The organism is Ruminococcus sp. RTP21204st1_B2_RTP21204_210225, from assembly GCF_040914135.1.
GTDB lineage: Bacteria > Bacillota > Clostridia > Oscillospirales > Ruminococcaceae > Hominimerdicola > Hominimerdicola aceti.
The window spans coordinates 1-26,658 of the sequence record NZ_JBCPGA010000036.1; the positions used below are offsets into that span (position 1 = coordinate 1).

At 45.3% G+C, this 26,658-nt stretch carries 27 protein-coding genes; all 27 read left to right on the forward strand.

Annotation, left to right across the window (positions count from 1 at the left end; all coding sequences use genetic code 11):
- Positions 1 to 206: 206 nt before the first annotated feature.
- The 27 genes from AB5123_RS10955 (at position 207) to AB5123_RS11085 (ending at position 26,501) form a co-directional block, all read left to right on the forward strand.
- Complete coding sequence (locus AB5123_RS10955) at positions 207 to 1,415, forward strand: D-alanyl-D-alanine carboxypeptidase family protein (RefSeq protein WP_368364821.1); 1,209 nt, start codon at positions 207 to 209, stop codon at positions 1,413 to 1,415.
- A 154-nt stretch (positions 1,416 to 1,569) separates the two neighbouring features.
- Entirely contained in the window at positions 1,570 to 2,901 is a 1,332-nt protein-coding gene (locus AB5123_RS10960; protein WP_333632164.1) for a glucose-6-phosphate isomerase, read from the forward strand.
- A 96-nt stretch (positions 2,902 to 2,997) separates the two neighbouring features.
- Positions 2,998 to 3,402 (forward strand): hypothetical protein, encoded by a 405-nt coding sequence (locus tag AB5123_RS10965; protein ID WP_022287400.1) that lies wholly within the window; start codon positions 2,998 to 3,000, stop codon positions 3,400 to 3,402.
- Between the two features lie 116 nt (positions 3,403 to 3,518).
- Positions 3,519 to 3,962 (forward strand): DUF177 domain-containing protein, encoded by a 444-nt coding sequence (locus AB5123_RS10970; protein ID WP_022287399.1) that lies wholly within the window; start codon positions 3,519 to 3,521, stop codon positions 3,960 to 3,962.
- 52 nt (positions 3,963 to 4,014) lie between these two features.
- Complete coding sequence (rpmF, locus tag AB5123_RS10975; protein ID WP_022287398.1) at positions 4,015 to 4,197, forward strand: 50S ribosomal protein L32; 183 nt, start codon at positions 4,015 to 4,017, stop codon at positions 4,195 to 4,197.
- 221 nt (positions 4,198 to 4,418) lie between these two features.
- A complete protein-coding gene (der, locus tag AB5123_RS10980) occupies positions 4,419 to 5,750 on the forward strand; it encodes a ribosome biogenesis GTPase Der (RefSeq protein WP_022287397.1) in 1,332 nt (443 codons plus the stop codon).
- A gap of 18 nt (positions 5,751 to 5,768) precedes the next feature.
- Entirely contained in the window at positions 5,769 to 6,428 is a 660-nt protein-coding gene (plsY, locus tag AB5123_RS10985) for a glycerol-3-phosphate 1-O-acyltransferase PlsY (RefSeq protein WP_278340117.1), read from the forward strand.
- 13 nt (positions 6,429 to 6,441) lie between these two features.
- Positions 6,442 to 7,446 (forward strand): NAD(P)H-dependent glycerol-3-phosphate dehydrogenase, encoded by a 1,005-nt coding sequence (locus AB5123_RS10990; RefSeq protein WP_046439996.1) that lies wholly within the window; start codon positions 6,442 to 6,444, stop codon positions 7,444 to 7,446.
- Between the two features lie 29 nt (positions 7,447 to 7,475).
- Positions 7,476 to 7,871 carry a secondary thiamine-phosphate synthase enzyme YjbQ gene (locus AB5123_RS10995; protein ID WP_041337162.1) on the forward strand — a complete coding sequence of 132 codons (396 nt, stop codon included), beginning with the start codon at positions 7,476 to 7,478 and terminating at the stop codon, positions 7,869 to 7,871.
- Between the two features lie 123 nt (positions 7,872 to 7,994).
- On the forward strand, positions 7,995 to 8,699 hold the full coding sequence (gene pyrH, locus AB5123_RS11000) for a UMP kinase (RefSeq protein WP_022287393.1): 705 nt from the start codon (positions 7,995 to 7,997) through the stop codon (positions 8,697 to 8,699).
- Between the two features lie 30 nt (positions 8,700 to 8,729).
- Entirely contained in the window at positions 8,730 to 9,284 is a 555-nt protein-coding gene (frr, locus tag AB5123_RS11005) for a ribosome recycling factor (RefSeq protein WP_022287392.1), read from the forward strand.
- A 3-nt stretch (positions 9,285 to 9,287) separates the two neighbouring features.
- Positions 9,288 to 10,019 carry an isoprenyl transferase gene (locus AB5123_RS11010; RefSeq protein WP_117926979.1) on the forward strand — a complete coding sequence of 244 codons (732 nt, stop codon included), beginning with the start codon at positions 9,288 to 9,290 and terminating at the stop codon, positions 10,017 to 10,019.
- 3 nt (positions 10,020 to 10,022) lie between these two features.
- The gene (locus AB5123_RS11015; protein ID WP_041337163.1) at positions 10,023 to 10,853 is read left to right on the forward strand and encodes a phosphatidate cytidylyltransferase; all 831 of its coding nucleotides are present in this window, start codon (positions 10,023 to 10,025) and stop codon (positions 10,851 to 10,853) included.
- Between the two features lie 124 nt (positions 10,854 to 10,977).
- On the forward strand, positions 10,978 to 12,123 hold the full coding sequence (locus AB5123_RS11020; protein WP_138338707.1) for a 1-deoxy-D-xylulose-5-phosphate reductoisomerase: 1,146 nt from the start codon (positions 10,978 to 10,980) through the stop codon (positions 12,121 to 12,123).
- A 386-nt stretch (positions 12,124 to 12,509) separates the two neighbouring features.
- Positions 12,510 to 13,550: an RIP metalloprotease gene (locus AB5123_RS11025; RefSeq protein ID WP_117863220.1), complete on the forward strand. Its 1,041-nt coding sequence runs from the start codon at positions 12,510 to 12,512 to the stop codon at positions 13,548 to 13,550.
- Between the two features lie 14 nt (positions 13,551 to 13,564).
- Positions 13,565 to 14,617: a flavodoxin-dependent (E)-4-hydroxy-3-methylbut-2-enyl-diphosphate synthase gene (gene ispG, locus AB5123_RS11030; RefSeq protein WP_368364822.1), complete on the forward strand. Its 1,053-nt coding sequence runs from the start codon at positions 13,565 to 13,567 to the stop codon at positions 14,615 to 14,617.
- A 15-nt stretch (positions 14,618 to 14,632) separates the two neighbouring features.
- The gene (locus tag AB5123_RS11035) at positions 14,633 to 19,111 is read left to right on the forward strand and encodes a PolC-type DNA polymerase III (protein WP_329963407.1); all 4,479 of its coding nucleotides are present in this window, start codon (positions 14,633 to 14,635) and stop codon (positions 19,109 to 19,111) included.
- 254 nt (positions 19,112 to 19,365) lie between these two features.
- Positions 19,366 to 20,565, forward strand: a complete 1,200-nt coding sequence (gene hisZ / locus AB5123_RS11040; RefSeq protein WP_022287385.1) for an ATP phosphoribosyltransferase regulatory subunit — start codon at positions 19,366 to 19,368, stop codon at positions 20,563 to 20,565.
- A gap of 19 nt (positions 20,566 to 20,584) precedes the next feature.
- Entirely contained in the window at positions 20,585 to 21,220 is a 636-nt protein-coding gene (gene hisG / locus AB5123_RS11045) for an ATP phosphoribosyltransferase (RefSeq protein ID WP_022287384.1), read from the forward strand.
- Between the two features lie 29 nt (positions 21,221 to 21,249).
- A complete protein-coding gene (gene hisD / locus AB5123_RS11050) occupies positions 21,250 to 22,539 on the forward strand; it encodes a histidinol dehydrogenase (RefSeq protein WP_022287383.1) in 1,290 nt (429 codons plus the stop codon).
- A gap of 18 nt (positions 22,540 to 22,557) precedes the next feature.
- Positions 22,558 to 23,136, forward strand: a complete 579-nt coding sequence (gene hisB, locus AB5123_RS11055; RefSeq protein ID WP_022287382.1) for an imidazoleglycerol-phosphate dehydratase HisB — start codon at positions 22,558 to 22,560, stop codon at positions 23,134 to 23,136.
- Entirely contained in the window at positions 23,137 to 23,751 is a 615-nt protein-coding gene (hisH, locus tag AB5123_RS11060; RefSeq protein ID WP_287286582.1) for an imidazole glycerol phosphate synthase subunit HisH, read from the forward strand. It abuts the gene before it with no gap.
- A 1-nt stretch (position 23,752) separates the two neighbouring features.
- Positions 23,753 to 24,508, forward strand: a complete 756-nt coding sequence (hisF, locus tag AB5123_RS11065; RefSeq protein WP_195248952.1) for an imidazole glycerol phosphate synthase subunit HisF — start codon at positions 23,753 to 23,755, stop codon at positions 24,506 to 24,508.
- A gap of 5 nt (positions 24,509 to 24,513) precedes the next feature.
- Entirely contained in the window at positions 24,514 to 24,891 is a 378-nt protein-coding gene (locus AB5123_RS11070) for an SdpI family protein (protein ID WP_337812306.1), read from the forward strand.
- Entirely contained in the window at positions 24,891 to 25,244 is a 354-nt protein-coding gene (hisI, locus tag AB5123_RS11075; protein WP_022287378.1) for a phosphoribosyl-AMP cyclohydrolase, read from the forward strand. Before AB5123_RS11070 ends, hisI begins: the two co-directional genes overlap by 1 nt.
- Before the next feature lies 1 nt (position 25,245).
- Positions 25,246 to 25,584, forward strand: a complete 339-nt coding sequence (hisE, locus tag AB5123_RS11080) for a phosphoribosyl-ATP diphosphatase (protein ID WP_022287377.1) — start codon at positions 25,246 to 25,248, stop codon at positions 25,582 to 25,584.
- A gap of 152 nt (positions 25,585 to 25,736) precedes the next feature.
- Positions 25,737 to 26,501: a hypothetical protein gene (locus AB5123_RS11085; RefSeq protein ID WP_256322144.1), complete on the forward strand. Its 765-nt coding sequence runs from the start codon at positions 25,737 to 25,739 to the stop codon at positions 26,499 to 26,501.
- The last annotated feature ends 157 nt before the right edge of the window (positions 26,502 to 26,658 follow it).

Here is a 26,658-nt window from a genome sequence, read left to right on the forward strand (position 1 = left end):
CCTATGCGTCCCCTCAAATGGTTTTCGCCTATCGAATTTCTTAATAATAGTGTCCAATATGATTGACAAACCTACATGTAACAGTTATTTAACAAATTCCTGCAACTATTTACAAATGAGTTTCCGGAAACTTTTCGGGGCATAATGCTAATTTCGGGACAGGGTGAATATAAATATAAAAATAGTATATGTGAGAGGTGGAAAATGTGAAAATATTAAGGAAAATATGCTCGGTAGTGTTATGTGCAGCGGTGGCAGTGTTTATGGTGTGTTCGCTGGCGGAGGGGAAAGAAAAAGCAGGTGCGCTGTCAGCGGAGGACTTTGTGCCTGCGGACACTGTGGCGGTGAGCGATATTATAGAGGGGCTTACGGCCAGGTCTGCAGTGGTGACGGAGATGACCACAGGCAGGGTGCTTTTTGAAAAAGAGCCACAGGAGCAGTGTGAGTGCGGTCACTATGCGAAGCTCATGGTGCTTTTGCTCACAGCAGAAAAGATAGACAGCGGTGAGCTTTCCATGAGCGACACGTCAGTGGTGTCGGAGTATGCCAACTCTCAGCAGGGAAGCCAGATATGGCTTGACAAGGGAGAGAAGATATCTGTGGAGGAGCTTATAAAATCAGTGTCTGCAGGCAATGCAAACGACGGCTGTGCGGCGCTTGCGGAAAAGGTGGCAGGCTCGGCAGACAAGGCGGTGGAGCTTATGAACAGCCGTGCGAAAATGCTTGGCATGAATGGTACTGTTTACACTGACTGTACTGGCATGGAAGAGGGCAATGTTACAACAGCGAATGACACGGCTTTGCTTTGTTCGGAACTTGCAAAATACAAAAATCTCACTCCTTACCTTACCTGCTGGCTTGACACTGTGAGAGACGGCAAGGCGGAGCTTGTGAATCTTAACAGGCTTGTGCGTACTTACAAGGGCGTAACAGGCATGAAAGCGTGGGGAAGTGAAAAGGCTGGGAGCTGTATTGCGGCAACGGCTGAAAAAGGGGATATGTCAGTATGCGTAGTGCTTAACGGCTGCGATTCGCAGGAGGATATGAATGCTGAGGCGAAGAAACTTCTGAACTTGGCGTTCGATACATATGAGATATACACCCCTGAACTTCCTGAGGATATGGTAAAGGAAACTGTGGTGTGCGGAGGAGAGGAGCTTTCTGTGAAGCTTGCTCCCGAGGGGCTTTATCCTATAGTTATACCGAGGGGAACATATCGTATGGTGGAGTGCGATTTTACGGCAGAGGAGAAGCTTGACGCACCTGTGAAAAATGGCGAAACTGCGGGAGAAATAAGATACACCATGGGCGGTGAGGTGATATTAGAGGGAAAGATAGTCGCCTGCAAAGAGGTGAAGAAAATGAATTTTATCTGCGGCATAAAAAAGCTTGTGTACAATTTGCTGAGTATGTAATATTATATTTGTTTAAAATGTACAAAAGATGATTTCGCTTTATAAAACTCTTGAAATGTTCACAAAAATATAGTATAATTTATCTAGTATTAGCGGAGAAACGTGTTTTATGGTATCACGCTCTCCGACAGGTAAGGAAAGGAAATGAAGGATAATGTCATTAAAGCTTAACACAAAGTATCTTGAGGGTTTTGTAAGTGAACATGAGTATGAGGGCATGGCTGCTCAGGTAACTGCAGCTCATAACACTCTGGTAAACAGAAACGGTCTGGGAAATGATTTTCTCGGCTGGGTAACACTCCCTGAGGATTATGATAAGGAAGAATTTGCAAGGATCAAGGCTGCTGCCGCAAGGATTAAGGAAAAGTGCGATGTTCTCATCGTTATCGGTATCGGCGGTTCTTATCTTGGTGCAAGAGCTGCTATCGAGCTGCTCAAGTCGCCATTCTACAACAATTTTAAGAAGGATACTCCTGACATCTATTTTGTCGGAAACAATATCAGCTCGGCTTACCTTAACGAGGTGCTTTCAATTTGCGAGGGCAGAGATATCTGCGTAAACGTAATTTCAAAGTCGGGTACAACAACTGAGCCTGCACTTGCTTTCAGAATTTTCAAGAAGCTTCTTGAAGATAAGTATGGCAAGGAAGAGGCTAAGACAAGAATTTTTGCCACAACAGACAAGGCTAAGGGTACCCTCAAGCAGCTTTCTGACGAAGAGGGCTATGAGACATTCGTTGTTCCTGATGACGTTGGCGGAAGATTTTCAGTTCTTACAGCAGTTGGTCTTCTTCCTATCGCAGCAGCAGGCTGTGATATCGACAAGCTCATGGCTGGTGCAAGAGAGGGTATGAAGAAGTATTCTGCTGATGATAACAACGATTGCTATAAGTATGCAGCACTTAGAAACATTCTCTACAGAAAAGGCAAGAGCGTTGAGATGCTCGTTTCATATGATCCTTCATTCACAATGATGGGCGAGTGGTTCAAGCAGCTGTTCGGCGAGAGCGAGGGCAAGGACGATAAGGGTATATTCCCATCTGCCGCTACATTCTCTACAGACCTGCACTCACTTGGTCAGTTCATTCAGGACGGCTCAAAGCTTATGTTTGAGACAGTTATGCACATCAAGACGCCAAAGAGCGACCTGTTCTTGGAGCCTGACAAGGATAATCTTGACGGACTTAACTTCCTCACAAATCAGAATATGTCAGTTGTAAATGAAAAGGCATATCAGGGTACTATCCTTGCTCACACTGAGGGCGGCGTTCCTAATATCGTTATAGATGTTGATAAGCTCGATGAGGAAAACCTTGGCGAGATGATCTACTTCTTCGAGAAGGCTTGTGCTATCTCAGGTTATATGCTTGGCGTAAATCCATTCAATCAGCCGGGCGTTGAGAGCTACAAGAAGAATATGTTCGCTCTTCTCGGCAAGCCGGGTTATGAGTCACAGAAGGCTGAACTCGAGGCTAAGCTGGGCTAATATCCTAAAGGCAGAACAAAAGGAAATTTTGAGCGTTTCCCCTTCGGGGGTCTGCTCTTAAAATAAATGCTTTAATAAGCGGAACGGAGAGTTTATATGATTAATTTGATTCCAGGTAAAAAGGGCACAGGCAAGACTAAGATACTTGTTGATTCTATCAAGAAGGCTGCTGAAAATGCTACAGGCAACGTTGTTTGCATCGAAAGAGGTATGCAGCTTACCTATGACCTTCCTCATAATGTAAGATTGGCTGACGCTGAAGAATACGGTATCAACAGTTTTGACAGCTTCTATGGCTTTGTTGCAGGTCTGATGGCTGGCAACTATGACATTCAGGAAGTTTTCGTTGACGGTATCCTGAAGATCGGCGGCAGAGATTATGACGCTCTTGGCAATATGCTTGAAAAGGTAGCAGTTCTCACAAAGGACGTAAACGTTACTTTCACAGTATCTGCTGACGTTGACGAGCTGCCTGCAAAGGTAAAGGCTTTCATCAAGTAAGGCTTTGCGCTTCGTTTATTGGTATTTTGATAGCAAAAACGAAAAAATTGAAAAAAAGTATTGACAAATCACGTTTCTCAGGTTATAATGGAATTTGTGATGTTTGAGGTGCAAGTATGAATGTACAGTTGAAGGAACTTTTCGATATAATCGGAGAGCGAAAAACGATCGATTATTCCATAACAGCAGACAAGCTGTCGGAGTATGGCGGATATTCTTTTGCATCGCCCGTTGCGGTAACAGGTGAGATAGAGAACAGGGCAGGGGTGGTAACACTCAGGTTCAAGACTGTTTTTACTATGGATCACACCTGTGACAGATGTCTAAAGGAGTTCAGCAGGGAGTATGTTTATGACTTTGAACACACTCTGGTGAGAAGTGTTCAAAGCGACAGAGACGATTATGTGGTCTGCGAGAACAATACTCTTGATCTGGACGAATTAGCTATTTCAGATTTGTTGTTACAGCTGCCTACAAAAATTCTTTGCAGGGATGACTGCAAGGGTTTGTGTTACGTTTGCGGACAGGATTTGAATGAGGGCAAATGTAACTGCTCTTGACGGGAAATAGCTGAACAGACTATAATGATTTTACTGACGAGGAGGTGCCAGAATGGCAGTACCAAAGAGAAAAGTATCCAAGGCTAGACGTGACAAGAGACGTTCAGCAGTTTGGAAGCTTGACGCACCTGCACTTTGTAAATGTTCTAACTGCGGTGAGCTTACTTCACCACACAAGGTTTGCAAGAATTGCGGTTATTATAAGGGCGTAGAGGTTATCAAGAAGGAAGCATAATTTTTGATAAGCACATGGAGCAGAATGACTTAGGCCGTTCTGCTCTTTTTTGTTGTAGCAGTGAAAAAGGCGGGCAAACGCTGTTCACTACTACATATTTGTAGTAAAAATCTATGGAATGTGGGTGCTGTATTTCTCGTATGGTTGACAAAACGTGAGAAATTGTGTTATACTATATGATGTATCAATGTGCAAATTTATATGAAATGAGGTCGATATATATGTCATTGCCGATCGTTGCAATAGTGGGCAGACCTAATGTTGGTAAGTCTACTCTTTTTAATAAGCTTATCGGTCAAAGACTTTCTATAGTTGAAGATACTCCTGGCGTCACAAGAGATAGGATATATGCAAAGTGCGAATGGCTCGGACACGAGTTCATGCTGGTTGACACGGGCGGAATCGAACCTGAGTCTGATGATATTATCCTTGCTCAGATGCGCAGACAGGCGGAGCTTGCTATACTGAAAGCTGATGTCACCATTCTTGTGACAGACCTTAAATGCGGAGTTACTGCTACTGATTATGAGGTGGCACAGATGCTTTTGAAATCGGGCAAGCCTATCGTGCTTTGCGTGAACAAGGTGGATAATGTGGGCGAACCGCCTATGGAGCTGTATGAGTTCTATAATCTCGGTTTGGGCGAACCGTTCCCTGTTTCTTCTGTTCATGGTCACGGAACGGGCGATCTCCTTGACGAGGTGCTGAAATATCTTCCGGAGGAAAATGAAGAGGACGATGACGATGATTCGATAAAGGTCGCTGTTATCGGCAAGCCTAACGTTGGAAAGTCTTCTATAATAAACAAGATATGCGGTGAGGAACGTGTTATCGTGTCAAATATTGCAGGCACTACCCGTGACGCTACTGACTCGGTTGTGGAAAATGAAAAGGGCAAGTTCGTTTTCATAGATACGGCTGGTATCAGACGTAAGTCAAAGGTGCTGGAGACTATTGAGAAATACTCTGTGTTGAGGGCTTATATGGCTGTTGACAGAGCCGATGTTGCGGTTATCGTTATTGACGCAACTGTGGGCTTTACTGAGCAGGATTCAAAGGTGGCAGGCTATGCTCACGAAAAGGGCAAGGCTTGCGTTGTTGCGGTGAACAAGTGGGACGCTATCGAGAAAGAAACTAACACCATGAACGACTTCCAGAAAAAGCTTCAGGACGATTTCAGCTTCATGAGCTATGTGCCTTTTGTGTTCATCTCTGCAAAAACAGGTCTGAGAATGGACAAGCTTTTTGATACTATCAAGTTCGTTGCAGAGCAGAACTCTATTAGAATACCGACAGGCAGACTTAACGATGTTCTCGCATATGCTACCCAAAGGGTACAGCCACCGTCTGACAAGGGCAGGAGGCTGAAGATATACTACATGACGCAGGTTTCTACCAAACCGCCTACATTCGTGTTTTTTGTAAACAGAGCCGATCTGTATCATTTTTCCTATCAGCGTTATATTGAAAATCAGATAAGAGAGACCTTCGGACTTGAAGGCACGCCTATCGTTTTCAAGATAAGAGAGCGTGACAAGGACGACGTTAAATAAAATTCTGGAGGTTATTTTGTGGACATATTTTTAAGTCTGGCATTCACTATAATTTTTTCTTATCTTTTCGGAAGTCTTAATTCTGCCATAATCGTGTGCAGAGTTTTAAAGCATAAGGATATCCGTGATTACGGAAGCAACAACGCAGGTTTGACCAATGTTCTGAGAGTATTCGGAAAAGGGTCTGCGGCGGCAACGCTGTTGTGCGATCTTGCAAAGGGCGTGCTTGCGGTAGTTATCTGCCGACTTGTGGTGACAAATGGCTTCGGCGTGACATTTTTTCATGACGATAAATTTATCGGATATCTTGCGGGCTTTTTTGTAATGCTTGGACATATTTTCCCAGTATTCTATGGTTTTCACGGTGGAAAGGGCGTTCTTATTGCGGCAACGACCCTTATCGCTATCGACCCACTGACCTGTGCTTTCTCGGTGGCAGTCTTTGCTATCGTGCTTGCGGCAACAAAATATGTGTCTGTAGGTTCTATATGCGCCGCTATCGCATATCCTGTTTTTACGCCTATCGTTCAGCTTTTTATCATCAAGGGCGACGGCGTTCTTGCAAACACTCTTATGGCAACGGCTATCGGTCTGCTTATCATTTATATGCACAGACCTAATATCAAACGCCTTATGAACGGCACCGAAAACAAATTCGGAAGCAAGAAAAAGGCGTAAGGGAGGTTTTATTATGGCAGATATTACTATACTTGGTTCAGGCGGATTTGGTCTTGCACTGGCAATAATGTGCGACAATGCAGGGCATAAAGTAACAGTATGGTCAAAGTTTCAGGACGAGATAGATGCTATCAAGAGAACAGGCGAGCTTAAAGCAAAGCTTCCTGGCGTTCAGGTGAACAAGACTATCGAGCTTACAACGGATATAAGCTGTGTTAAGGATAAAGACATGGTGATACTTGGCATACCTTCGCCTTTCCTCAGAGAGGTTTGCGAAAGCGTTGTGCCTTATCTTGAAAGCAGAACGATAGTTGTGAACACGGCAAAGGGTCTTGAGGGCGGAAGCCTTAAAACTATGTGCTGTGTGGCGAGAGAGTGTTTTCCGAACAATCATGTTGCGGTGCTTACCGGTCCGTCACACGCAGAGGAAGTGGCAAGAAAAGTTCCCACTACTGTTGTTACTGCTTCTGACGACAGGGAGGTTTCATATTATATACAGAACACTCTTTCTAACGATACGTTCAGAGTGTATGTTAATGATGACGTTATGGGCTGCGAGATAGGCGGTTCGCTGAAAAACGTCATCGCTTTGGCGGCAGGCGTTTGCGACGGCCTTGGACTTGGTGACAACACAAAGGCTGCACTTATGACAAGGGGTATCAGAGAGATATCACGTCTTGGAGTTGCAATGGGCGCAAAGCTTGAAACCTTTGGCGGACTTAGCGGCATAGGCGACCTTATCGTTACCTGCTGTTCAATGCACAGCAGAAACCGCCGTGCGGGTATTCTCATAGGCAAGGGAGTTACCCCTGAGGAGGCTGTAAGACAGGTGGGCACTGTTGAGGGCTATGTATGCACCAAAAACGCATGGGAGCTTTCAAAGAGAATGGGCATTGAAATGCCTATCACAGAGCAGCTTGCAAAGGTGCTTTTTGAGGGTGAGCCTGCGGCTAACGCTATCAAAAATCTTATGGGCAGACCGAACAGAAATGAAACTGAGTCAACTTTTCTGAGTTAGGAAAGCGACCGTTGAAAGGACGGATACATATGCTTAAAAGATACACTATCAAGACAGAACGCAGAGGGCTTTACAATATCACGAGCTATGTAAGGCAGGCTGTCACAGAATCAGGAGTGCAAAGCGGCATTGCAGTGGTATTCTGTCCACACACCACGGCGGCGATAACCATAAATGAGAATGCCGACCCCGACGTAAAAACTGATCTTCTTTACGCTTTGGAGGAAACATTTCCGAACAGACCGCAGTTCCGTCACGCTGAAGGAAACTCTGACGCTCATATGAAGTCAAGCTGTGTTGGTGCGTCGGAAACTGTTATCATCGACGATAACGAACTTCTTCTCGGCACTTGGCAGGGTATCTATTTCGCTGAGTTTGACGGACCGAGAACAAGAAACTTTTTTGTGAAGATAATAAAGGGCTGATTTTGGTGAGTGTGTGGAAAATCATACACTTTTGGTGTTTTTCCTCTTTACAATCTGCTGAAAATATTGTATAATTAATATGGATAATTCCAACGAAATATGTGTTAAGGAGTGCTTTGAAATATGGAACCTAAATATAAGAGAATATTGCTCAAATTAAGCGGCGAGGCTCTTGCAGGCGATAAGAAAATAGGTCTTGACTATGACGTTATCACCTCATTCGGCAAGAGCATAAAAAAATGTGTTGACGCCGGCGTTGAGGTAGGTATCGTTGTAGGCGGCGGCAATTTCTGGAGAGGCAGATCGAGCGGTGCAATGGACAGAACAAGAGCCGACCATATCGGTATGCTCGCAACTGCTATGAACGCACTTGCTGTTGCGGACGGCCTTGAGAACTGCGGTCTTGAAGTGAGAGTACAGACGGCTATATCCATGCCACAGGTGGCTGAGCCTTACATCAGAAACAAGGCTATGCGTCATTTTGAAAAGGGCAGAGTAGTTATCTTCGGTTGCGGCACTGGTAACCCATTCTTCTCAACTGATACGGCTGCTGCACTGAGAGCGGCTGAGATAGAAGCTGACATATTCTTTAAGGCTACCATGGTAGACGGTGTTTATGATAAGGATCCTCACAAGTATCCTGACGCTGTCAAGTATGACACTCTTACATTTGCTGATATCCTTGCAAAGGGTCTGCAGGTAATGGACTCGACCGCTGCGGCAATGTGTAAGGACAACAATATCCCGATACTCGTTTTCGATCTTGCAAGACCAGACAATATCTATGACGCTTGCATGGGCGAAAATATAGGCACTCTCGTAAAATAATAAAGATAATCAAGAAAGGATCGTTTGAATATGAAACAGATCAAGGAAAATGCTAAGACAAAAATGGAGAAATCCATAAACGTTATGCTTTCGGACTTTGCAGGCATCAGAGCAGGCAGAGCTAATCCGTCCGTACTCAACAAAGTCCAGGTAGAATATTATGGCGCAATGACACCTGTTACACAGATGGCGGCGGTTTCTGTTGCTGAGGCAAGAGTGCTTGTTATACAGCCATGGGATAAGTCAACTCTCAAGCCTATCGAAAAGGCTATCCAGGCTTCTGATATCGGCATCAATCCACAGAATGACGGCTCTGTTATAAGACTTACTTTCCCACAGCTCACTGAGGACAGACGTAAGGAGCTTGTTAAGGACATCAAGAAAATGGGCGAGGAGTGCAAGGTCGCTATCCGTTCTATCAGACGTGACGCTATGGAAAAGTTCAAGGCAATGAAGAAGAACAACGAGATCACAGAGGACGATCTTAAGGATTGCGAGGACGAGATCCAGAAGCTTACTGACAGGTTCGTTAAGGAAGTTGACGGTCACGTTGCCGAAAAGGAAAAAGAGATACTCTCTATCTAAGCCATGGCGAAGAATGAGAAGATAAGCCTTGGCGAGAACGTGTCTGTGCCTGTTCATGTGGGCGTTATAATGGACGGCAACGGCAGATGGGCGAAAAAGAGGGGTATGCCCCGAAAATTCGGACACAGAGAGGGCGCAAAGACCTTTCGTGCCATAACAAGACACGCCAAGGCGCTTGGAATACAGTATATAACTTACTATGCGTTTTCTACCGAGAACTGGAAAAGACCTAAGGACGAGGTAGACGCAATTATGGATCTTTTTGAAAAGTATCTTGACGAGGTCAGGGACTTTATCGAGGAGAATATCAGGGTGCGCTTTATAGGCGACAGAACAAGGCTCAGCGAAAATCTGCAAAGGAAAATGGCTTCCGTTGAGGAGGACTCAAAGGACTTTGACTCTATGACCCTTGTGCTTGCTATCAACTACGGCGGCAGGGACGAGATCTGCCATGCGGCTAAGACATTGGCTCAGCAGGTGAAAGAAGGCAAGCTGGAGCCTGAGGATATCACAATGGATATGATAGAGAGAAATCTCTACACTGAGGAGATACCTCCTGTTGACCTTGTTATAAGACCTAGCGGAGAGCAAAGATTGTCAAACTTTATGATATGGCAGGCGGCTTACGCGGAGTTTTATTACACAAATATCCTATGGCCTGACTTCAAAGGCAGCGACCTTGACAAGGCTGTTATCGCATACAGCGAAAGAAACAGAAGATTTGGAGGGGTGTAAAAAATGTCTACCCGTATTAAATCTGCGGCAGTTGCCATTGTTATCGCAGTGATACTGCTTATCGCACACGGAACGTTCCTGTTCAACATTGCGGTGGGCGCAATTTCTGCACTTGCAATATATGAGATATTCAGGGCGACAAAAATGACAGAGCATAAGTATCAGACCATTGCCTGCTGTGCGTTTGCCTTTGTGGACGCTTTCATGCCTGTGTTCTACAGACATGGCTGGCTGTACTTTTTCAGCTACAAGCTTTACATGGGGCTTTTTGTTATAGCAATGTGTCTGCTTTATCTTAAAGAGCATACAAAATTCCAGTATACAGAGTTTTTCTTCATGCTGGGCGTGGGCATACTTCTGCCGTATTCATTCTCAACTTTGGTCACAATGGCAGGCTTGGGCGGCAAGGGCGTGTTTATGATAGTTCTTACTCTTGCAGCGGCTTGGCTGGCTGACAGCGGTGCTTATTTTGCAGGAACTTTCTTCGGCAAAACAAAGCTTTGCCCTGAGATAAGCCCTAAGAAAACTGTGGAGGGTCTTATAGGCGGCGTTATCTCAAATGGTATTCTTATGCTTATAATAAGCCTGTTCTATCAGTTCGTACTTAAAGGCGAGCCTATCCATTATCTAGGCGTTCTAATCGCAGGTATGCTTGCGGCTCTTATCGGACTTGTGGGCGACCTTACAGCTTCGGTGATAAAAAGACAGACAGGTATAAAGGACTATGGCAACATAATGCCGGGTCATGGTGGAATAATGGATCGCTTTGACAGCGTTCTGCTCGTTGCACCTTTTATGTACTATATGTTCACACAGGGGCTTATACTTAAATAGAAAATTATGACTTTTAGGGGCAGGCTTAGGCTTACCCCTTTTAAGCGTTATTAAGGCAACACCGCTTGCAAACCATCTTTATGCGGAATTGCCTGAATTTATTTTATATGATGAGGGACAATAAATGAAAACAATGACCATACTCGGTTCAACGGGTTCTATAGGCACGCAGGCATTAGAAGTGGCTGCAAAGCATAATATTAAAGTAAAGGCGCTTGCGGCAAATTCTGACGTTGAAAAGCTTGCGGCTCAGGCTAAGGAGCTTTTGCCTGAGCGTGTGTGTATCTACCGTGAGGACAAAAAGGCGGAGCTTGAAAAGCTTCTCAGTGGCACTGGCATAAAAATATCCACAGGCATGGAGGGACTTAAAGAGATAGCAAGAATGGACGGGGTCGATATCATGCTCAACTCAGTCGTTGGCATGGTGGGTCTTGTGCCAACCCTTACGGCTATCGAAAAAGGCACTGACATTGCCCTTGCAAATAAGGAAACACTTGTGGCAGGCGGTGAGCTCGTTATAAAGGCGGCTGCTGAAAAGGGAGTGAAGATATATCCTGTTGACAGCGAACATTCGGCTATCTTTCAGTGCCTGCAGGGAAACGAGGGCAACAAGCTCAAAGGGATAATCCTTACTGCTTCGGGCGGACCATTCTTCGGCAAAACAAAGTCTGACCTAGAGGGCGTGACAGTTGAGCAGGCTCTTAATCACCCTAATTGGTCAATGGGCAGAAAGATAACCATTGACTCTGCTACGCTTATGAACAAGGGTCTTGAATTTATCGAAGCAATGTGGCTTTTCAAGCTCAGACCTGAGCAAATCGAGATAGTTGTCCATAGACAGAGTGTTGTACATTCAGCGGTGGAGTATGAGGATAATTCTGTTATCGCACAGCTTGGCGTGCCTGATATGAAGATACCCATACAGTATGCTCTGCTTTATCCTGAGAGAGTGGAATGTGATGTGAAAAAGCTGTCCCTTACAGACTATGGAAAGCTCACTTTCGAGAAGCCTGACTATGATACGTTCGATTGTCTTAGGGCTTGTATAAAGGCTGTCACTATCGGCGGAAATCTTCCTGCGGCAGTGAATGGAGCGAATGAGGAAGCCGTTGCGGCTTTTCTTGACGGCAGGATAGATTTTCTTGACATTGGCAGGATAGTAATGAGCGTTTGCGACAGCACCCCACGAAAAGAGATAAAGTGCGTGGAAGATGTGCTGGAAGCGGATAGAAAGGCTAGGGAGAGAGCGAAGGAGCTTATCGGAGCTTAGTGAGGAGCGGCTTTTAAGTGAGGAGTGAGGAGTGAGGAATGGCACAGCCGACCAAGCAAATCACCAGAAAAAAGTAAAATAAAGCATCGAGCAAAGCAATTTTGCGGCAAGATAAACTATCCCGAATATTTGTAGGGGCTTGGCGAAATTTCTGTTCGCAAGCTCACAGAAATGCGACAGCCCGCTCGGAGGAGCGAGGTTTGAATTATCCAGAGCTTATGTAGAAAACATTATGTGGATAACACAAATGAGATTGTAGACGAAATGTCGGAGGGGTCGGGACGTCGGATTTATGCAAAGCAGAAATTGCGTCGCTCCACTACAGGAGATAAATTACCACAACATCAGTAAATCAAACGCACAGAGTGTTCATGCGAGGTAAAAAAATGAGTATATTATTTGCAATATTGATCTTTGAAGCTATCATAATAATACACGAGCTTGGTCACTTCATTGCGGCGAAAGCCAGCGGAGTAAAGGTCAACGAGTTCGCTATTGGCATGGGTCCTGCCATTATCAAAAAGAAAAAGGGCGATACCCTTTACGCTTGGCGTGTGTTTCCCATAGGTGGCTATTGTGCCATGGAGGGCGAGGATAACGGAAGCGAGGACGGCGGTGCGTTTTGTAATAAAAGCCTGCCAAAAAGAATGCTTATCGTGGTGGCAGGCGTTATAATGAATCTTGTGCTTGGATATATTATCCTTTGTATCAGCACCGCAAGGTCTGACGGCATCGCAACCACCACTATATCGTGGTTTGAGGATAACGCTATGTCCCAATCGACCGGCTTGCAGGTGGGTGACGAGATAATCGAGGTCAACGGCATGAGGATTTTCACTACTATGGATATGTCCTATCAGTTTGGAAACGATGAGGACGGCAAGTTCGATATGGTGGTGAAGCGTGACGGAAAAAAGGTGGAGCTTAAAGATGTCACCTTTGCAACGAACGATAATACCATGCACATTGATTTCAAGGTCGCACCAAAAGCTGTGACCGTCGGCTCTGTGATAACTCAGTCTTTTAAGCAGGGCTGTACTGACGGCAGACTTATCTATATCTCATTTGCAGACCTTATAAGAGGAAAGTATTCCATAAAAGACCTCAGCGGTCCTGTGGGTATCGTTGATACTATCGACAATGTTATCGACAGTGAAAGGGACAGCCAGTCAGGCAAGATAGACTGGTCGTCACTTATTGACACAATGTTGTCGCTGGGTGCGTTCATGACCATAAATATCGGCATTTTCAATCTCTTGCCATTGCCTGCACTTGACGGCGGAAGACTTTTGTTTCTTATTATCGAAGCGGTACGCCGTAAGCCTGTCAAGCCTGAGCATGAGGGAATGGTACACGCTATCGGTATGGCGGCTCTGCTCCTGCTTATGGTAGTGGTGACAGTGAGCGATATCATCAAGCTTGTTTAAAGGAGGAACTGTTTATGTCAGGTGAAAATAAGAGAAACGTAAGACCTGTCAAGGTGGGGGGACTTACTCTTGACGGCAAAAAGATATATATCCAATCCATGCTCAATGTGCCGTCTACGGACATTGAAGGCTCTGTTGAGCAGGCTGTGGAGCTTGAAAAAGCTGGCTGTGAAATAGTAAGAGCGGCTATACCAAACATGGAAGCCGTTAAGCTTATCCCTGCTATCAAAGAGAAGATCTCTATCCCTCTTGTGGCGGATATCCACTTTGACTATCGCCTTGCCATTGCGGCGGCGGAAGCTGGTATCGACAAGATAAGGATTAACCCCGGAAATATCGGCTCTATGGATAGGGTAAAAGCGGTGGTTAAAGCCTGTCGTGAAAGAAATATCCCTATCAGGATAGGTGTGAATGGCGGCTCTCTGGAAAAGGAGTTGCTTGCGAAATACGGTTCGCCAACTGCTGAAGCCCTAGTGGAAAGCGCAATGGGTCATGTGAGAATTTTGGAGCAGTGCGACTTTGAGAATATCGTTATTTCTATAAAGTCATCAGACGTGCCGACTATGATAAAGGCATACAGACTGTGTGCACAGACCTGTAACTATCCTCTGCACCTTGGAGTAACTGAGGCTGGCACCGAGAGAATGGGTCTTATAAAATCATCTATCGGTATAGGTTCGCTTCTATGCGACGGCATAGGCGAAACTATAAGAGTTTCACTTACCGACGAGCCTGTAAAAGAGATATACGCCGCAAAGGATATTTTAAAGGCTATCGGCAAGAGTGGCGGAGTAAGGATAGTTTCCTGCCCTACCTGCGGAAGAACTAGGATAGACCTTATAGGTCTTGCTAAAAAGGTTGAGGAAGCCACCAAGGATATAGACAAGGATATCAAGATAGCCGTTATGGGCTGTGTTGTGAACGGCATAGGCGAGTCTGGCAACGCTGATATAGGCATTGCAGGCGGTGACGGCTGTGCGGTGATATTCAGCCACGGTGAAAAGCTCAGAAAGGTATCAGAGGAGGAGGCTTTGCCTGCGCTTCTGGCGGAAATAGAAAAACTTTAAAAGGATATACCATAAATGAATACATACACCATTGAAAGCTTCTTTGAGAACTATAAGGAGCTTATACCCTCTGTGATAGAAAAGGGCAGGATATTAAGGCTGGGCTATAACGAAGAAAACGGCACTTTTACCTGTCAGGCGGCTTTTGACAAGCTTGTGCCTTTTGACAGCACAGTGGAATTTGAAATGAAAATGAGGGCGGCTCTCGGAGCAGGAAAGTTTATTTTGCAGCTCAAATATACCCCTGATATGCTTTGTGCGGAGTATTTTCCTGAGCTTTGCAAGTTTCTTAAAAGCAGATTTCCTCTTGTGAACGGCTTTTTTGACAACGCTGAGGCTGTTTATGAAAACGGCATTTTCACCGTGGATATAAAACACGGAGGCGAAGCGTTGCTGAAAAAGGCGGGCATAGAAACGGCTTTTCCTGCGCTCACCATGGAGCTTTTTTCCGTAAGGGCGGATATAAGGCTCACAGGTGTGCTTGAAACTGATATGGAAGAGCATCAGCGTGAGCAGGAGGAGTTTTTGAACTCCCTCCCTGTGCCGAAAATAGACCCTGCACAGCCTGAGAAAAAGGCGGTTGTTACCACTAATACTGCAAGCGGTGCTTCTGTGGATTTCCGAACTGCAAATGTGGACTTCACAAGGTTCTCGCTTCTGTGCGATGACGCTCTTGTGCTTATGGGCGCGCCAATATCAGGAAACGAGCAGGTGATGCAGATGAAAGATATCCCTGCGGATTACCGTGGACGTGTGGTGGTCTGGGGCGATATTTTCGGACCTGTGGAAACAAAGGAAACAAAGTCGGGTATGCTTATAGCACACCTGAATTTTACCGACTATACTTCATCAAACTCTATAAAGTTCATAGGCTCAAACAAGAATTTCAGAAACATGAAAGGCTTGAAAAGGGCAGTGCTTGAGGCAATGCTGGAACACCTTAAGGCAGGCAAGACAATACTTGTGGCAGGTGAGATAGAGGAGGACGATTTCGACCACTCTATAAACATCAAGCCTGACAGCATTATGGTCGTAAAGCGTGAAAAGGAAAAGGATACCTGCGAGCATAAGCGTGTGGAGCTTCATTGCCATACCAATATGTCTATGATGGACGCTCTCACTCCTGCGGGCAAGCTTGTGGAAAGAGCCTATTCATGGGGACACAAAGCACTTGCCATAACAGACCACGGTGTCGTTCAGGGCTATCCTGACGCCGGAAATACCTGTATCGGCATACGCAAGGGTGGCGGTGACTTCAAGGTGCTTTACGGCATAGAGTCATACGAGGTCAATAATGACGAAAAGATATTCCGTGGAACGGACAAGCGTGAGCTTACAGACGAGATAATCTGCTTTGACCTTGAAACTACGGGTACAAATCCTAATGAAGATAGGATCATCGAGATAGGCGCTGTCAAGCTGAGAGATCTTGAAGTTGTGGACAAGCTCGATATTTTCGTAAACCCTGAAAGACCTATCCCTGAGTTTATCTCAAACCTCACCCACATCACTGACGATATGGTAAAGGACGGTGCAAGCGAAAGGGAAGCTCTCCTTAAATTCAAGGAGTTTATCGGCGACGACCCTGTTCTTGTGGCGCACAATTCTCAGTTCGATACGGGCTTTATATCCGCCTGCGCAAAAAGACAGGGCATCGAGATAAAATATTCTTCTATAGACACTGTGCCAATGTCGCAGATAATGCTTCCGGAGCTTGAAAAACATAAACTCAACTATGTGGCGGAGCATTTCGGGCTTGGGGATTTTCAGCACCACCGTGGTTGTGATGACGCAGAGGTGCTTGCAGGGATATTCATAAGGCTGTCGAAAATGCTCATGGAGCAGTATCCTCTGATTCTTATAACAGTGGATATGATAAACAGCTTGCTTGCAAATGAAAATCAGGTGCTTGCAAAGCCGACTTATCACCAAATTATTATCGTAAGAAATAACACTGGTCTGAAAAATCTGTATAGGCTTATATCAGACTCCAATCTTAAATATTTCAAAAGACGTCCGAGAATACCAAAATCTGAGCTTGTAAGACACCGTGAGGGTCTTATCCTCGGTAGTGCCTGCGAGCGTGGCGAGGTCATTCAGGCTTATCTCGAGGGCAGAAACTATGATGAGATCAAGCAGATAGCAAGCTTTTATGACTATCTGGAGATCCAGCCTGACGGAAACAACAAATTTATGCTCACCACCGAAAAGCCTCCTTATGACAGGATACACACAGCGGAGGATATAAAGGATATAAACCGCTTTATTGTAAAACTTGGTGAGGACTTGGGCATACCCGTCTGTGCAACAGGCGACGTGCATTTTATGAACAAGACCGACGCACAGTTCAGGTCGGTGATACAGGCTTCAATGGGCTTCCCTGACGCCGATACTCAGCCTCCTTTGTATCTTAAGACCACAAACCAAATGCTTGACGAGCTGAGCTATCTTGGCGAGGAAAAGGCGTTTGAGGTCGTTGTAACGAATACAAACAACGTGGCTGATATGGTAGACCCTGACCTGAAAGCTTTCCCGAACGGTACTTATACGCCTTTTATCGAAGGCTCGGTTTATCAGCTTCAGTATATATGCTGGAAGAAATGCTGTTCCATTTACGGCGACTGCGACCCTGAGACCATAGAAGTTCCTGAGGGCGAGGACGTTGACGTATCAAAATATTTTGAGGGACACATTCCAGACCTTGTTTTCAAAAGACTTAAAAGAGAGCTTGACTCTATTATCAAGCACGGATTTGCTGTGCTTTACATGATATCGCAGAAGCTTGTTGCCAACTCTAACGAGAATGGCTATCAGGTAGGTTCAAGAGGCTCGGTAGGTTCGTCCTTCGTTGCCTCCATGTCAGGTATCTCTGAGGTAAATCCTCTAGTGCCACACTATGTCTGTCTTAACTGCCACCACAGCGAGTTCATTACAGACGGCTCGGTAGGCTCAGGCTTTGACCTGCCACCGAAAAACTGTCCTGTGTGCGGAGAGAATATGCACCGTGACGGACACGATATCCCATTTGAAACGTTCCTGGGCTTTGACGGAGATAAAGCCCCTGATATCGACCTTAACTTCTCAGGTGACTATCAGGCAAAGGCGCATAAATATACGGAAGTTCTTTTCGGTGAGGACCATGTGTTCAAAGCCGGTACTATTGGCATGATCCAGGAAAAGACAGCTTTCGGATATGTTATGAAATATCTTGACGAGCGTGGAAAAACAGTGCCAAAGGCTGAGATAGAAAGACTTAAACTCGGCTGCTGCGGCATAAAGAGAACGACCTCTCAGCACCCGGGTGGAATGGTCGTTATCCCTAGCGACTATGAGGTCTATGACTTCACACCTGTTCAGCACCCTGCGGAAAAAGTGGATTCTGACATGGTAACCACCCACTTCGACTTCCATTCTCTCCACGATACTATCCTGAAGCTTGACGAGCTTGGTCACGATAACCCGACAATGTATAAGTATCTGGAAATGTTCACAGGACGAGATATCCTTGATTGCCCCATGTCTGATCCTGCGGTCTATTCGCTGTTCACTTCCCCTGAGTCACTTGGAGTGACGGAGGAGGATATAATGTGTCAGACGGGAACGCTCGGTATACCTGAAATGGGTACACCGTTCGTAAGACAAATGCTTCTTGACTGTCAGCCGAAAAACTTCTCTGACCTTTTGCAGATATCAGGACTTTCACACGGCACTGACGTATGGCTCGGCAACGCACAGGAGCTTATCAAAAATGGAACCTGCGATATTTCAAATGTTATCGGTACTCGTGACAGTATCATGACATATCTGCTTTATCATGGCGTTGAGCCAAAGCTGTCATTTAAGATAATGGAGATAACCCGTAAGGGAAAAGCTCCGAAACTGCTCACAGAGGAAATGAAAGAGAATATGCGTCAGCATGACGTTCCGGAGTGGTATATCGACAGTTGTTTGAAGATAAAATATATGTTCCCGAAAGCCCATGCGGCGGCATATGTTACGGCAGCTATAAGACTTTGTTGGTTCAAGGTGCATGAGCCGCTTGCGTTCTATGCAACTTATTTTACGGTCAAGGGCGAGGATTTTGACGCAGAGATCGCTCTCAAGGGAAAATATATCGTCAGAAGCAAGATAGAAGAAATAAAGAATAAACCAAAAGACGAGGTGTCGGGCAAGGACAGCGGTGTGCTTGAAATTCTCATGCTTGTGAATGAAATGCTCAGCCGTGGATATGACTTTTTGCCTGTAAACATCAAAAAATCTCACGCAACTATCTATCAGATAGAGGACGGCAAGATAAGGCTTCCGTTCTGTTCACTTAACGGAGTGGGCGAGTCTGCGGCGATAAGCATTTACGAAAAGGCGCAGAACGGCGAGTTTATCTCTATCGAGGAGTTCCAGCAGCAGAGCGGAGTGTCCAAATCTGTTATCGAAACTCTGGAGAAAAACGGAGCTTTCGGCGATATGCCTAAATCTAACCAGATATCGTTGTTCTGATAGTTACTATGCACAATTTCATACTTTGCCCTTGTAACACTATTGACAAACAAGGGCGGGTGTGATAAAATTATTTGTATTGATACTATGCTATCACTTTACTACGATAAAGTAAACTAAGGCGATACATAACAACATAAAAAGCGGGACGTCGTCCCCCTACAATTCACTTAAATGTGTGTTTATGCGGATATTTATTCAAGCGTCAACATAAAAAGTACAATCTATAATTTATATACAGGAAGGGAAAGTGTATGAAAAGATATGATCTTATAACCCCTGAGGGTACGAGAGATCTGCTGTTTGAGGGCTGTCTGGCACGAAGAATGGTGGAGGACAGGCTGTCAAAGCTGTTTGAGGGCTTTGGCTACAGCGAGGTGGTAACACCGGGAATAGAGTTTTACGATCTGTTTATGGGAAGCTCGAGAAACTTCCAGCAGGAGAGCCTTTATAAGCTCACAGACTCAAAGGGCAGACTTATCGTCATGCGTCCTGATTCCACGATACCAATAGCAAGACTTGCTTCCACAAGACTAAAGGGAGCAAAGCTTCCCCTTAGACTATACTACAATCAGAGCATTTTTGAAAATAACTCCCTGCTCAAAGGACGTTCAGACGAGGTAGTTCAGGCAGGTATCGAGCTTATTGGCGGAGAAAATTCCAAGAGAGCAGATTACGAGGTGCTATGCACTGCTGTTGAAGCCCTTTCAAGCTTTGATAAGGAGAACTTCAGACTTGAGATAGGTCATATCGGATATTTCAAGGAGCTTGTGGCTCAGCTTGACGTTGACGACGCAGTAAGGGAAGAGATAAGACTTCTTATCTCTGCAAAGAACTATCCTGCACTTAACGATATACTTGACGAGGTGGGCGACAATCAGGTGACTAACGCGCTCAGACAGCTTCCAAGACTTTTCGGAGGTGTTGAGGTGTTCGACAAGGCCGCTGATATTTATACTGACGATAAGATAACAGGCATACTTTATAACCTTAAAGAGGTCTACACCAGACTTTCAAGCCTTGGTTATGAGGGCAAGATATCTGTTGACCTTGGCATCGTGAGCCATGCGGATTACTACACAGGCATTGTGTTCAAGGGCTATCTTTCAGAGGTCGGTCAGTCGGTGCTTAAAGGTGGAAGATATGACAGACTGCTAGCAGAGTTCGGCAACGATTGCCCGGCGGTGGGCTTCGGCATAAGCGTTGACTCTGTTGCAAGACATATTGAAAAGCTAGGCGGAGCACCAAAGCTCAGAACTCCTGACGCAGTTGTGTTTGGCGAAAAGGGCTACGTGGTGGAAGCCATGGAATATGCTCAGACGCTCGTAAGAGAGGGTCTGACAGTTGAAAACTCGCTTTTCAACACCCTCGATGAAACAAAGTCTTACGCAAAGTCAAAGGGAATCAAAAAGCTTGTGGTCGTTGGCAGCGAGATAACAGAGCTTGATATATAAGTTTGGAGGATAAGTTAAAATGAACAGACCCCTTAGGATAGCTCTTACAAAGGGCAGACTTGAAAAGGATACAGTCGGTCTTTTAGAGAAGATAGGCTATGACTGTACCGCAATAAGAGAAAAGGGAAGAAAGCTTATTCTTCCTGTACCTGACGGAAACCTTGAAGTTGTGCTTGCAAAGGCAAACGACGTTATCACATACGTTGAGCATGGCGTGTGCGATATGGGCGTTGTTGGCAAGGACACCATCATGGAAATGCAGGGCAAGTTCTTTGAGCTTGTTGATATCGGCTTCGGCAGATGTAAATTTGCACTTGCCACAAAGAAAGGCTCAAAGTTCTACGGCGGATTTGATGTCAAGACAGTTGCAACAAAATACCCTAACATCACAAGAAGATTTTTTGAAGCAAAGGGAATGGACGTTGACATCATCAAGATAGAAGGCTCAGTTGAGCTTGCACCGCTCCTTGAGCTTGCAGACGGTATCGTTGATATCGTTGAAACAGGCACGACACTTAAAGAAAACGGTCTTGAAGTCATCGAGGACGTTTGCCCTATCTCTGCAAGGCTTATCGTAAATATGGTAAGCATGAAAATGCGCCAGCAGGAGATCGAGAATTTTGTAAAGCTTGTTGAAGAAAATATCGACAAGTAGTTTATATAAACGGAAAGGACAGTATTGAAATGGCTGAAATAAAGAAGATTTTTGTCAACGGCAAAGACGAGGTAGAGTTTTTCAAGCAGCTTGAAAAGAGAAGCGGCGAAACAAACAAGAAGGTCACAGCTGTTGTTAATGAAATAATCGAAACTGTCAGAGAGGGTGGCGACAACGCTGTAAAGGCTTATACAGAAAAGTTTGACGGCAAGCTCCCGGAGTATTATGAAGTTCCAAGAGATGTTATAAATGACGCTCTCACTGAAGCCGATCAGGACTTTGTTGACGCAATGCTCAACGCAGTTGCGAACATCACAGATTTTCACCAAAGACAGAAGTCACAGAGCTTTATAAACGCTAAGGATAATGGTTGTATTCTCGGTCAGAAGGTAAGAGGACTTAACAGAGTTGGTCTTTATGTTCCGGGCGGCACAGCAGCTTATCCGTCAAGCGTGCTTATGAATGCAGTTCCTGCAAAGATAGCAGGCGTTAAGGAGATAATCATGGTGACTCCACCGCTCAAAGACGGCACACCAAATAAGGATATTCTTGTGGCAGCAGCTCTCTGCGGAGTTGACAGAGTGTTCATGAGCGGAGGCGCACAGGCTATCGCTGCCCTTGCCTACGGCACTGAGGAGATACCAAAGGTTGATAAGATAGTAGGCCCTGGAAATATCTATGTTGCAACTGCAAAGAAGCTTCTTTATGGTGTTGTTGATATCGACATGGTGGCAGGTCCGAGCGAGATACTTGTTATGGCTGACGAAAAGGCTAACCCTAAGTTCATTGCCGCAGACCTTATGTCACAGGCTGAGCATGACAAGCTTGCTTCCGCTATCCTTGTTACAACAAGCGAGAGCATTGCAGACAGAACTATCGAAGAGATAAACAGACAGGTGCAGAGCCTTTCAAGAAAAGAGATAATCGAAAGCTCTCTTGAAAATTACGGTGCTATCCTTATCTGCAATACAAAGGACGAAGCTTGCGACCTTGCAAACAGATTTGCTCCTGAGCATCTTGAAGTGCTTTTTGAAAACCCTATGGAGTATCTTGGCAGACTTGATAATGCAGGTTCAATATTCCTTGGTCAGTATGCTTCAGAGCCGCTTGGCGACTACTATGCAGGTCCTAACCACGTTCTTCCAACAAGCGGTACAGCTAGATTCTTCTCGCCTCTGTCAGTAAACAGCTTTGAGAAGCGTTCAAGCTTTACATACTATACTGAGGACGCTCTCAGAGAAGCAAAGGACGATATAGTTCTTATTGCAGAAAAAGAGGGTCTGACGGCTCATGCAAATGCAATAAAGGTAAGATTTTAAGCGGTAAAGGTGATGAAAATGCGTACAGCGGAGATAAAAAGAAAAACTAAGGAAACTGATATAGAGGTGTTCGTGAAGCTTGACGGTGAGGGCAAGGTCAGCGTAAACACAGGCATAGGCTTCTTTGACCATATGCTCACAGCCCTTGGCGTTCACAGTGGAATAGACATGGACGTTGAGTGCACAGGCGACCTTTATGTTGACGGACACCACACAGTTGAGGACGTTGGCATATGCTTGGGCAAAGCCTTTGCGGAAGCATTGGGCGACAAAGCAGGCATTGCAAGATACGGCTCGGCTTTCGTGCCAATGGACGAAGCGCTGGCATTCTGCTCGCTGGATATAAGCGGCAGACCTTTCCTTGCGTTCAATGCTGAGTTCCATGACGACAGGATAGGACAGTATGACACCTGCCTGACGGAGGAATTTTTCAGAGCCTTTGCATTCAACTCAGGCATAACACTGCATATCCGTGAGGAGTACGGCAAGAACGACCACCATATTGCAGAAGCAATGTACAAAGCAGTGGCTCACGCTTTGAAGGACGCTGTAAAAATAACAGGAACAGGAGTTTTATCCACCAAAGGAGTGCTTTAAATGATAGCAATAATCGACTACGGTGCAGGCAATATATTCTCTGTAAAAAACGCTCTGGACTATCTTGGTTTTGAGAACAAGCTCACAGACAAAAAAGAAGATATCGAAAAAGCCGACGCAATTATACTCCCCGGCGTGGGAGCGTTCCCATGGGCAATGAATATGCTCGGTCTTAGCGGTCTTATCGACACTATCAAGGAGCAGGCTAAAATAAAGCCTTTCCTTGGCATATGCCTTGGAATGCAGCTTCTTTTTGAGAAAAGCTATGAGTTTGAGGAGTGCAAGGGTCTTGGCCTTATCGGTGGCTATGTTGACAAGATAAACGAGCCTGACCTCGTTATCCCGCACATGGGTTGGAACAAGCTTGTGTATAACCACGATTGTCCTCTTTTTGACGGTCTGGGTGATGACGAGTATGTCTATTTCGTACACTCATACAAGGCTTTCTGCGACAATAAAAGTCTGTATGCCTACTGCGAATACGGCTCGAAAGTCCCTGCGGTGGTATCAGACGGAAGATATATCTTCGGCTGTCAGTTCCACCCTGAGAAGAGCGGAAAAACCGGTCTTAAAATACTTGAAAACTTTGCGAAACTGTCACAGGAGGTAAAATAATATGCTTGCAAAAAGAATTATACCATGCCTTGATGTGCGTGACGGAAAGGTAGTAAAGGGCGTAAATTTCGAGGGCATAAAAGAAGTCGGTGACCCTGTTGAATGTGCATATGAATACAATTTGCAGGGTGCGGACGAGATAGTTTTCTATGACATAACTGCCTCCCACGAGGGCAGAGGAGTTATGCTTGACGTTGTTCGTGAAACAGCAAAAAAGGTATTTGTACCGCTCACTGTTGGAGGCGGAATAAAGACTGTTGACGATATCAGAGATACTCTCCGTGCAGGCGCAGACAAGGTGTCTGTGAACTCTCAGGCAGTGCAGAATCCTCAGCTTATAAAGGACGGAGCGGATATTTTCGGCTGTCAGTGCATCTGCGTTGGCGTTGACGCAAAGAAGGTCGGCGACAACAAGTGGACGGTCTACATCAATGGCGGCAGAGTGGATATGCGAATTGATCTTATCGACTGGGTTAAAAAGTGCGAACAGCTCGGTGCAGGTGAGATATGCCTTAACTCTATCGACACAGACGGCGTAAGGGGCGGCTTTGATCTGCCAATGCTGAAAGCTGTGTGCAGTGCTGTAAAGATACCTGTTATCGCAAGCGGCGGAGCAGGAAAGCTTTCAGACTTTGCGGAAGCTTTCCTTGAAACTGATTGCTCAGCGGCTCTTGCCGCAAGCCTTTTCCACTTCAAAGAGCTGACAGTTGGACAGGTAAAGGACGATTGCAGGAGCAAGGGAATTATCGTGAGGTGAGCATAATGCTTGTTTTCAATATCGTATTTACTTTGTTTATACCAGTGCTTATGATATTGTGCGGCTATCTGATGTATAAGCATACACCGAAAGATATCAACGGCTTGGTGGGCTATCGCACTGCTATGTCAATGAAAAATCAGGAAACGTGGGATTTTGCCCACAATTATTGCGGACGTCTGTGGGTAAAGGTCGGAGCGGTCATGACGATAATTTCGGCATTGGTCTGTGTTCCATATTGCTTTATGAGCAGCGGCAATGCGACTGTGATAATGTGCATAGCTGAAGTGATACAGGTGGTAGTTTTGTGCTGGACGATAGTACCAACAGAACGAGCACTCAAAGATAATTTCGACCAAGACGGCAACAGAAAGGACAAATAATGAACCCAATAAAAGTTGATATAAACGATCTGGATAAATATTTTGTAAAAAGCGAGCTTACCCCTGCTATCGCATTTGATGTGGATACAAAAACTGTGCTTATGCTTGCTTATATGAATAAGGAGAGCCTGAAAAAAACACTTGAAACAGGCTATACATGGTATTGGAGCAGATCAAGACAGGAATATTGGAACAAGGGTGCAACAAGCGGTCATCTGCAAAAGGTGGTTTCTATCTATGCGGACTGTGATAACGATACCCTGCTTCTTAACGTAAAGCAGACAGGTGTAGCCTGCCATACAGGCTCATATAGCTGCTTTTTCAATGAGATATATAATACGGAGGAAGAATAAAATGACAGTTTATCAGGAAATTTTCGAGGTAATAAAACAGCGTAAAGCTGACTATGAGGCAGGCAAGGCGCAGGAGAACAGCTACACAGCTTATCTTTTTGACAAGGGCGTAGACAAGATTTGCAAAAAGGTGGGCGAAGAGGCTACAGAAACAGTTATCGCTGCTAAAAACGGTGACAATGACGAGCTGAAAAACGAAATAAACGACCTTCTCTATCACGTTATGGTGCTTGCGGCAAATCAGGGACTTGAGTGGTCTGACGTGGAAAAGGTCCTTGACGAGAGAAACGAAAAAATAGGCAATCTGAAGAAATTTCATCAGGTAGACAAGAACACCTGATTATATGTATCCAAAGGCTCTGCGTTCATGCGCAGGGCTTTTTTTGCTTTATGAGAGGATTTTCAGAAATTTAAGCACACAAAAGCCTTTTGCCGAATAGAATATAGCGAAGTAAAAAAACTTCCATGATTTGATTTATAGGAGGACTTACTATGAGCGATTTTAACGGCAAACCTTTCAAGGAAGCAATGTGTATCGAGGCAATGCGTGTGTTTGATTCATGCTCGTCACAGGATTGTCTGGAGGATCTTGCGTTTACATTCAGCCAGGCAGACCAGACCGTGATAAACGCTGCGGCGTATATCAAAAGCACTTGTATCGACGTGACAGACGTAAGCTTTGCAATATCTCCGGTGGCATTCAACCACGGCTTTTACGCAGTTGACGTTACTTACACATTCAGGGCGCAGATAGAAGCATATGAAGCGGCAGGCGCAGCTCCAACAGTAGTTTACGGCACCTCATCATTCACAAAAAAAGTTATTCTTTTCGGCAGCGACGGCGGCACACAGAGATTTTCGACCTGCGAGCCGAACCAGATCGTCACTACCTCGCCTACAAGCGGCTGCTCATGCTGTTGCTGCACAGCGGCAATGCCTTGCGCTTCTGTGAGCGTAGCAGCGCCAATGTGTCTTGACGCAAAGCTTGTCGCAGAGCCTGCACCAAGCGAGGAAAAGAACGTTCTTATCACTATCGGACTTTTCGCTATCATTCAGTTGTCAAGACCTGTGCCTATAATGGTGCCTGTATATGATTACTGCGTACCTGGCAAGGAGTGTTCCACAAACAGTGACAGCCCATGCGAGATGTTTGAAAAGATAGCATTCCCGACAGTAGAATTTTTCCCAAGAGGACTTGAAGAACCCCACTGCAAGGAAGAAAATGATACAGAGGGTCAGGGCGAAGCTCAGGGATAATATGTGATCTATGGGGGCGGAGTTTTCTGCCCCTTTTTGTTTTGCAAAGCGACCTGTTTGGCTCTTCGCTCCCAAATGTTGGTTTGTCAATCATATTGGACACTATTATTAAGAAATTCGATAGGCGAAAACCATTTGAGGGGACGCATAGGACGGT

What these genes read in the sequence shown, in the direction of transcription:
- AB5123_RS11020 (WP_138338707.1), top strand. Translation starts at nt 10,978, where the DNA reads ATGAAAACAATGACCATACTCGGTTCAACGGGTTCTATAGGCACGCAG.
- ispG (WP_368364822.1), top strand. Translation starts at nt 13,565, where the DNA reads ATGTCAGGTGAAAATAAGAGAAACGTAAGACCTGTCAAGGTGGGGGGA.
- hisD (WP_022287383.1), top strand. Translation starts at nt 21,250, where the DNA reads ATGGCTGAAATAAAGAAGATTTTTGTCAACGGCAAAGACGAGGTAGAG.
- hisG (WP_022287384.1), top strand. Translation starts at nt 20,585, where the DNA reads ATGAACAGACCCCTTAGGATAGCTCTTACAAAGGGCAGACTTGAAAAG.
- AB5123_RS11015 (WP_041337163.1), top strand. Translation starts at nt 10,023, where the DNA reads ATGTCTACCCGTATTAAATCTGCGGCAGTTGCCATTGTTATCGCAGTG.
- AB5123_RS10960 (WP_333632164.1), top strand. Translation starts at nt 1,570, where the DNA reads ATGTCATTAAAGCTTAACACAAAGTATCTTGAGGGTTTTGTAAGTGAA.
- hisB (WP_022287382.1), top strand. Translation starts at nt 22,558, where the DNA reads ATGCGTACAGCGGAGATAAAAAGAAAAACTAAGGAAACTGATATAGAG.
- hisH (WP_287286582.1), top strand. Translation starts at nt 23,137, where the DNA reads ATGATAGCAATAATCGACTACGGTGCAGGCAATATATTCTCTGTAAAA.
- hisI (WP_022287378.1), top strand. Translation starts at nt 24,891, where the DNA reads ATGAACCCAATAAAAGTTGATATAAACGATCTGGATAAATATTTTGTA.
- AB5123_RS11035 (WP_329963407.1), top strand. Translation starts at nt 14,633, where the DNA reads ATGAATACATACACCATTGAAAGCTTCTTTGAGAACTATAAGGAGCTT.
- AB5123_RS10970 (WP_022287399.1), top strand. Translation starts at nt 3,519, where the DNA reads ATGAATGTACAGTTGAAGGAACTTTTCGATATAATCGGAGAGCGAAAA.
- frr (WP_022287392.1), top strand. Translation starts at nt 8,730, where the DNA reads ATGAAACAGATCAAGGAAAATGCTAAGACAAAAATGGAGAAATCCATA.
- AB5123_RS11085 (WP_256322144.1), top strand. Translation starts at nt 25,737, where the DNA reads ATGAGCGATTTTAACGGCAAACCTTTCAAGGAAGCAATGTGTATCGAG.
- rpmF (WP_022287398.1), top strand. Translation starts at nt 4,015, where the DNA reads ATGGCAGTACCAAAGAGAAAAGTATCCAAGGCTAGACGTGACAAGAGA.
- AB5123_RS10965 (WP_022287400.1), top strand. Translation starts at nt 2,998, where the DNA reads ATGATTAATTTGATTCCAGGTAAAAAGGGCACAGGCAAGACTAAGATA.
- AB5123_RS11025 (WP_117863220.1), top strand. Translation starts at nt 12,510, where the DNA reads ATGAGTATATTATTTGCAATATTGATCTTTGAAGCTATCATAATAATA.
- hisZ (WP_022287385.1), top strand. Translation starts at nt 19,366, where the DNA reads ATGAAAAGATATGATCTTATAACCCCTGAGGGTACGAGAGATCTGCTG.
- AB5123_RS10990 (WP_046439996.1), top strand. Translation starts at nt 6,442, where the DNA reads ATGGCAGATATTACTATACTTGGTTCAGGCGGATTTGGTCTTGCACTG.
- AB5123_RS10995 (WP_041337162.1), top strand. Translation starts at nt 7,476, where the DNA reads ATGCTTAAAAGATACACTATCAAGACAGAACGCAGAGGGCTTTACAAT.
- hisF (WP_195248952.1), top strand. Translation starts at nt 23,753, where the DNA reads ATGCTTGCAAAAAGAATTATACCATGCCTTGATGTGCGTGACGGAAAG.
- pyrH (WP_022287393.1), top strand. Translation starts at nt 7,995, where the DNA reads ATGGAACCTAAATATAAGAGAATATTGCTCAAATTAAGCGGCGAGGCT.
- der (WP_022287397.1), top strand. Translation starts at nt 4,419, where the DNA reads ATGTCATTGCCGATCGTTGCAATAGTGGGCAGACCTAATGTTGGTAAG.
- hisE (WP_022287377.1), top strand. Translation starts at nt 25,246, where the DNA reads ATGACAGTTTATCAGGAAATTTTCGAGGTAATAAAACAGCGTAAAGCT.
- AB5123_RS11070 (WP_337812306.1), top strand. Translation starts at nt 24,514, where the DNA reads ATGCTTGTTTTCAATATCGTATTTACTTTGTTTATACCAGTGCTTATG.
- AB5123_RS11010 (WP_117926979.1), top strand. Translation starts at nt 9,288, where the DNA reads ATGGCGAAGAATGAGAAGATAAGCCTTGGCGAGAACGTGTCTGTGCCT.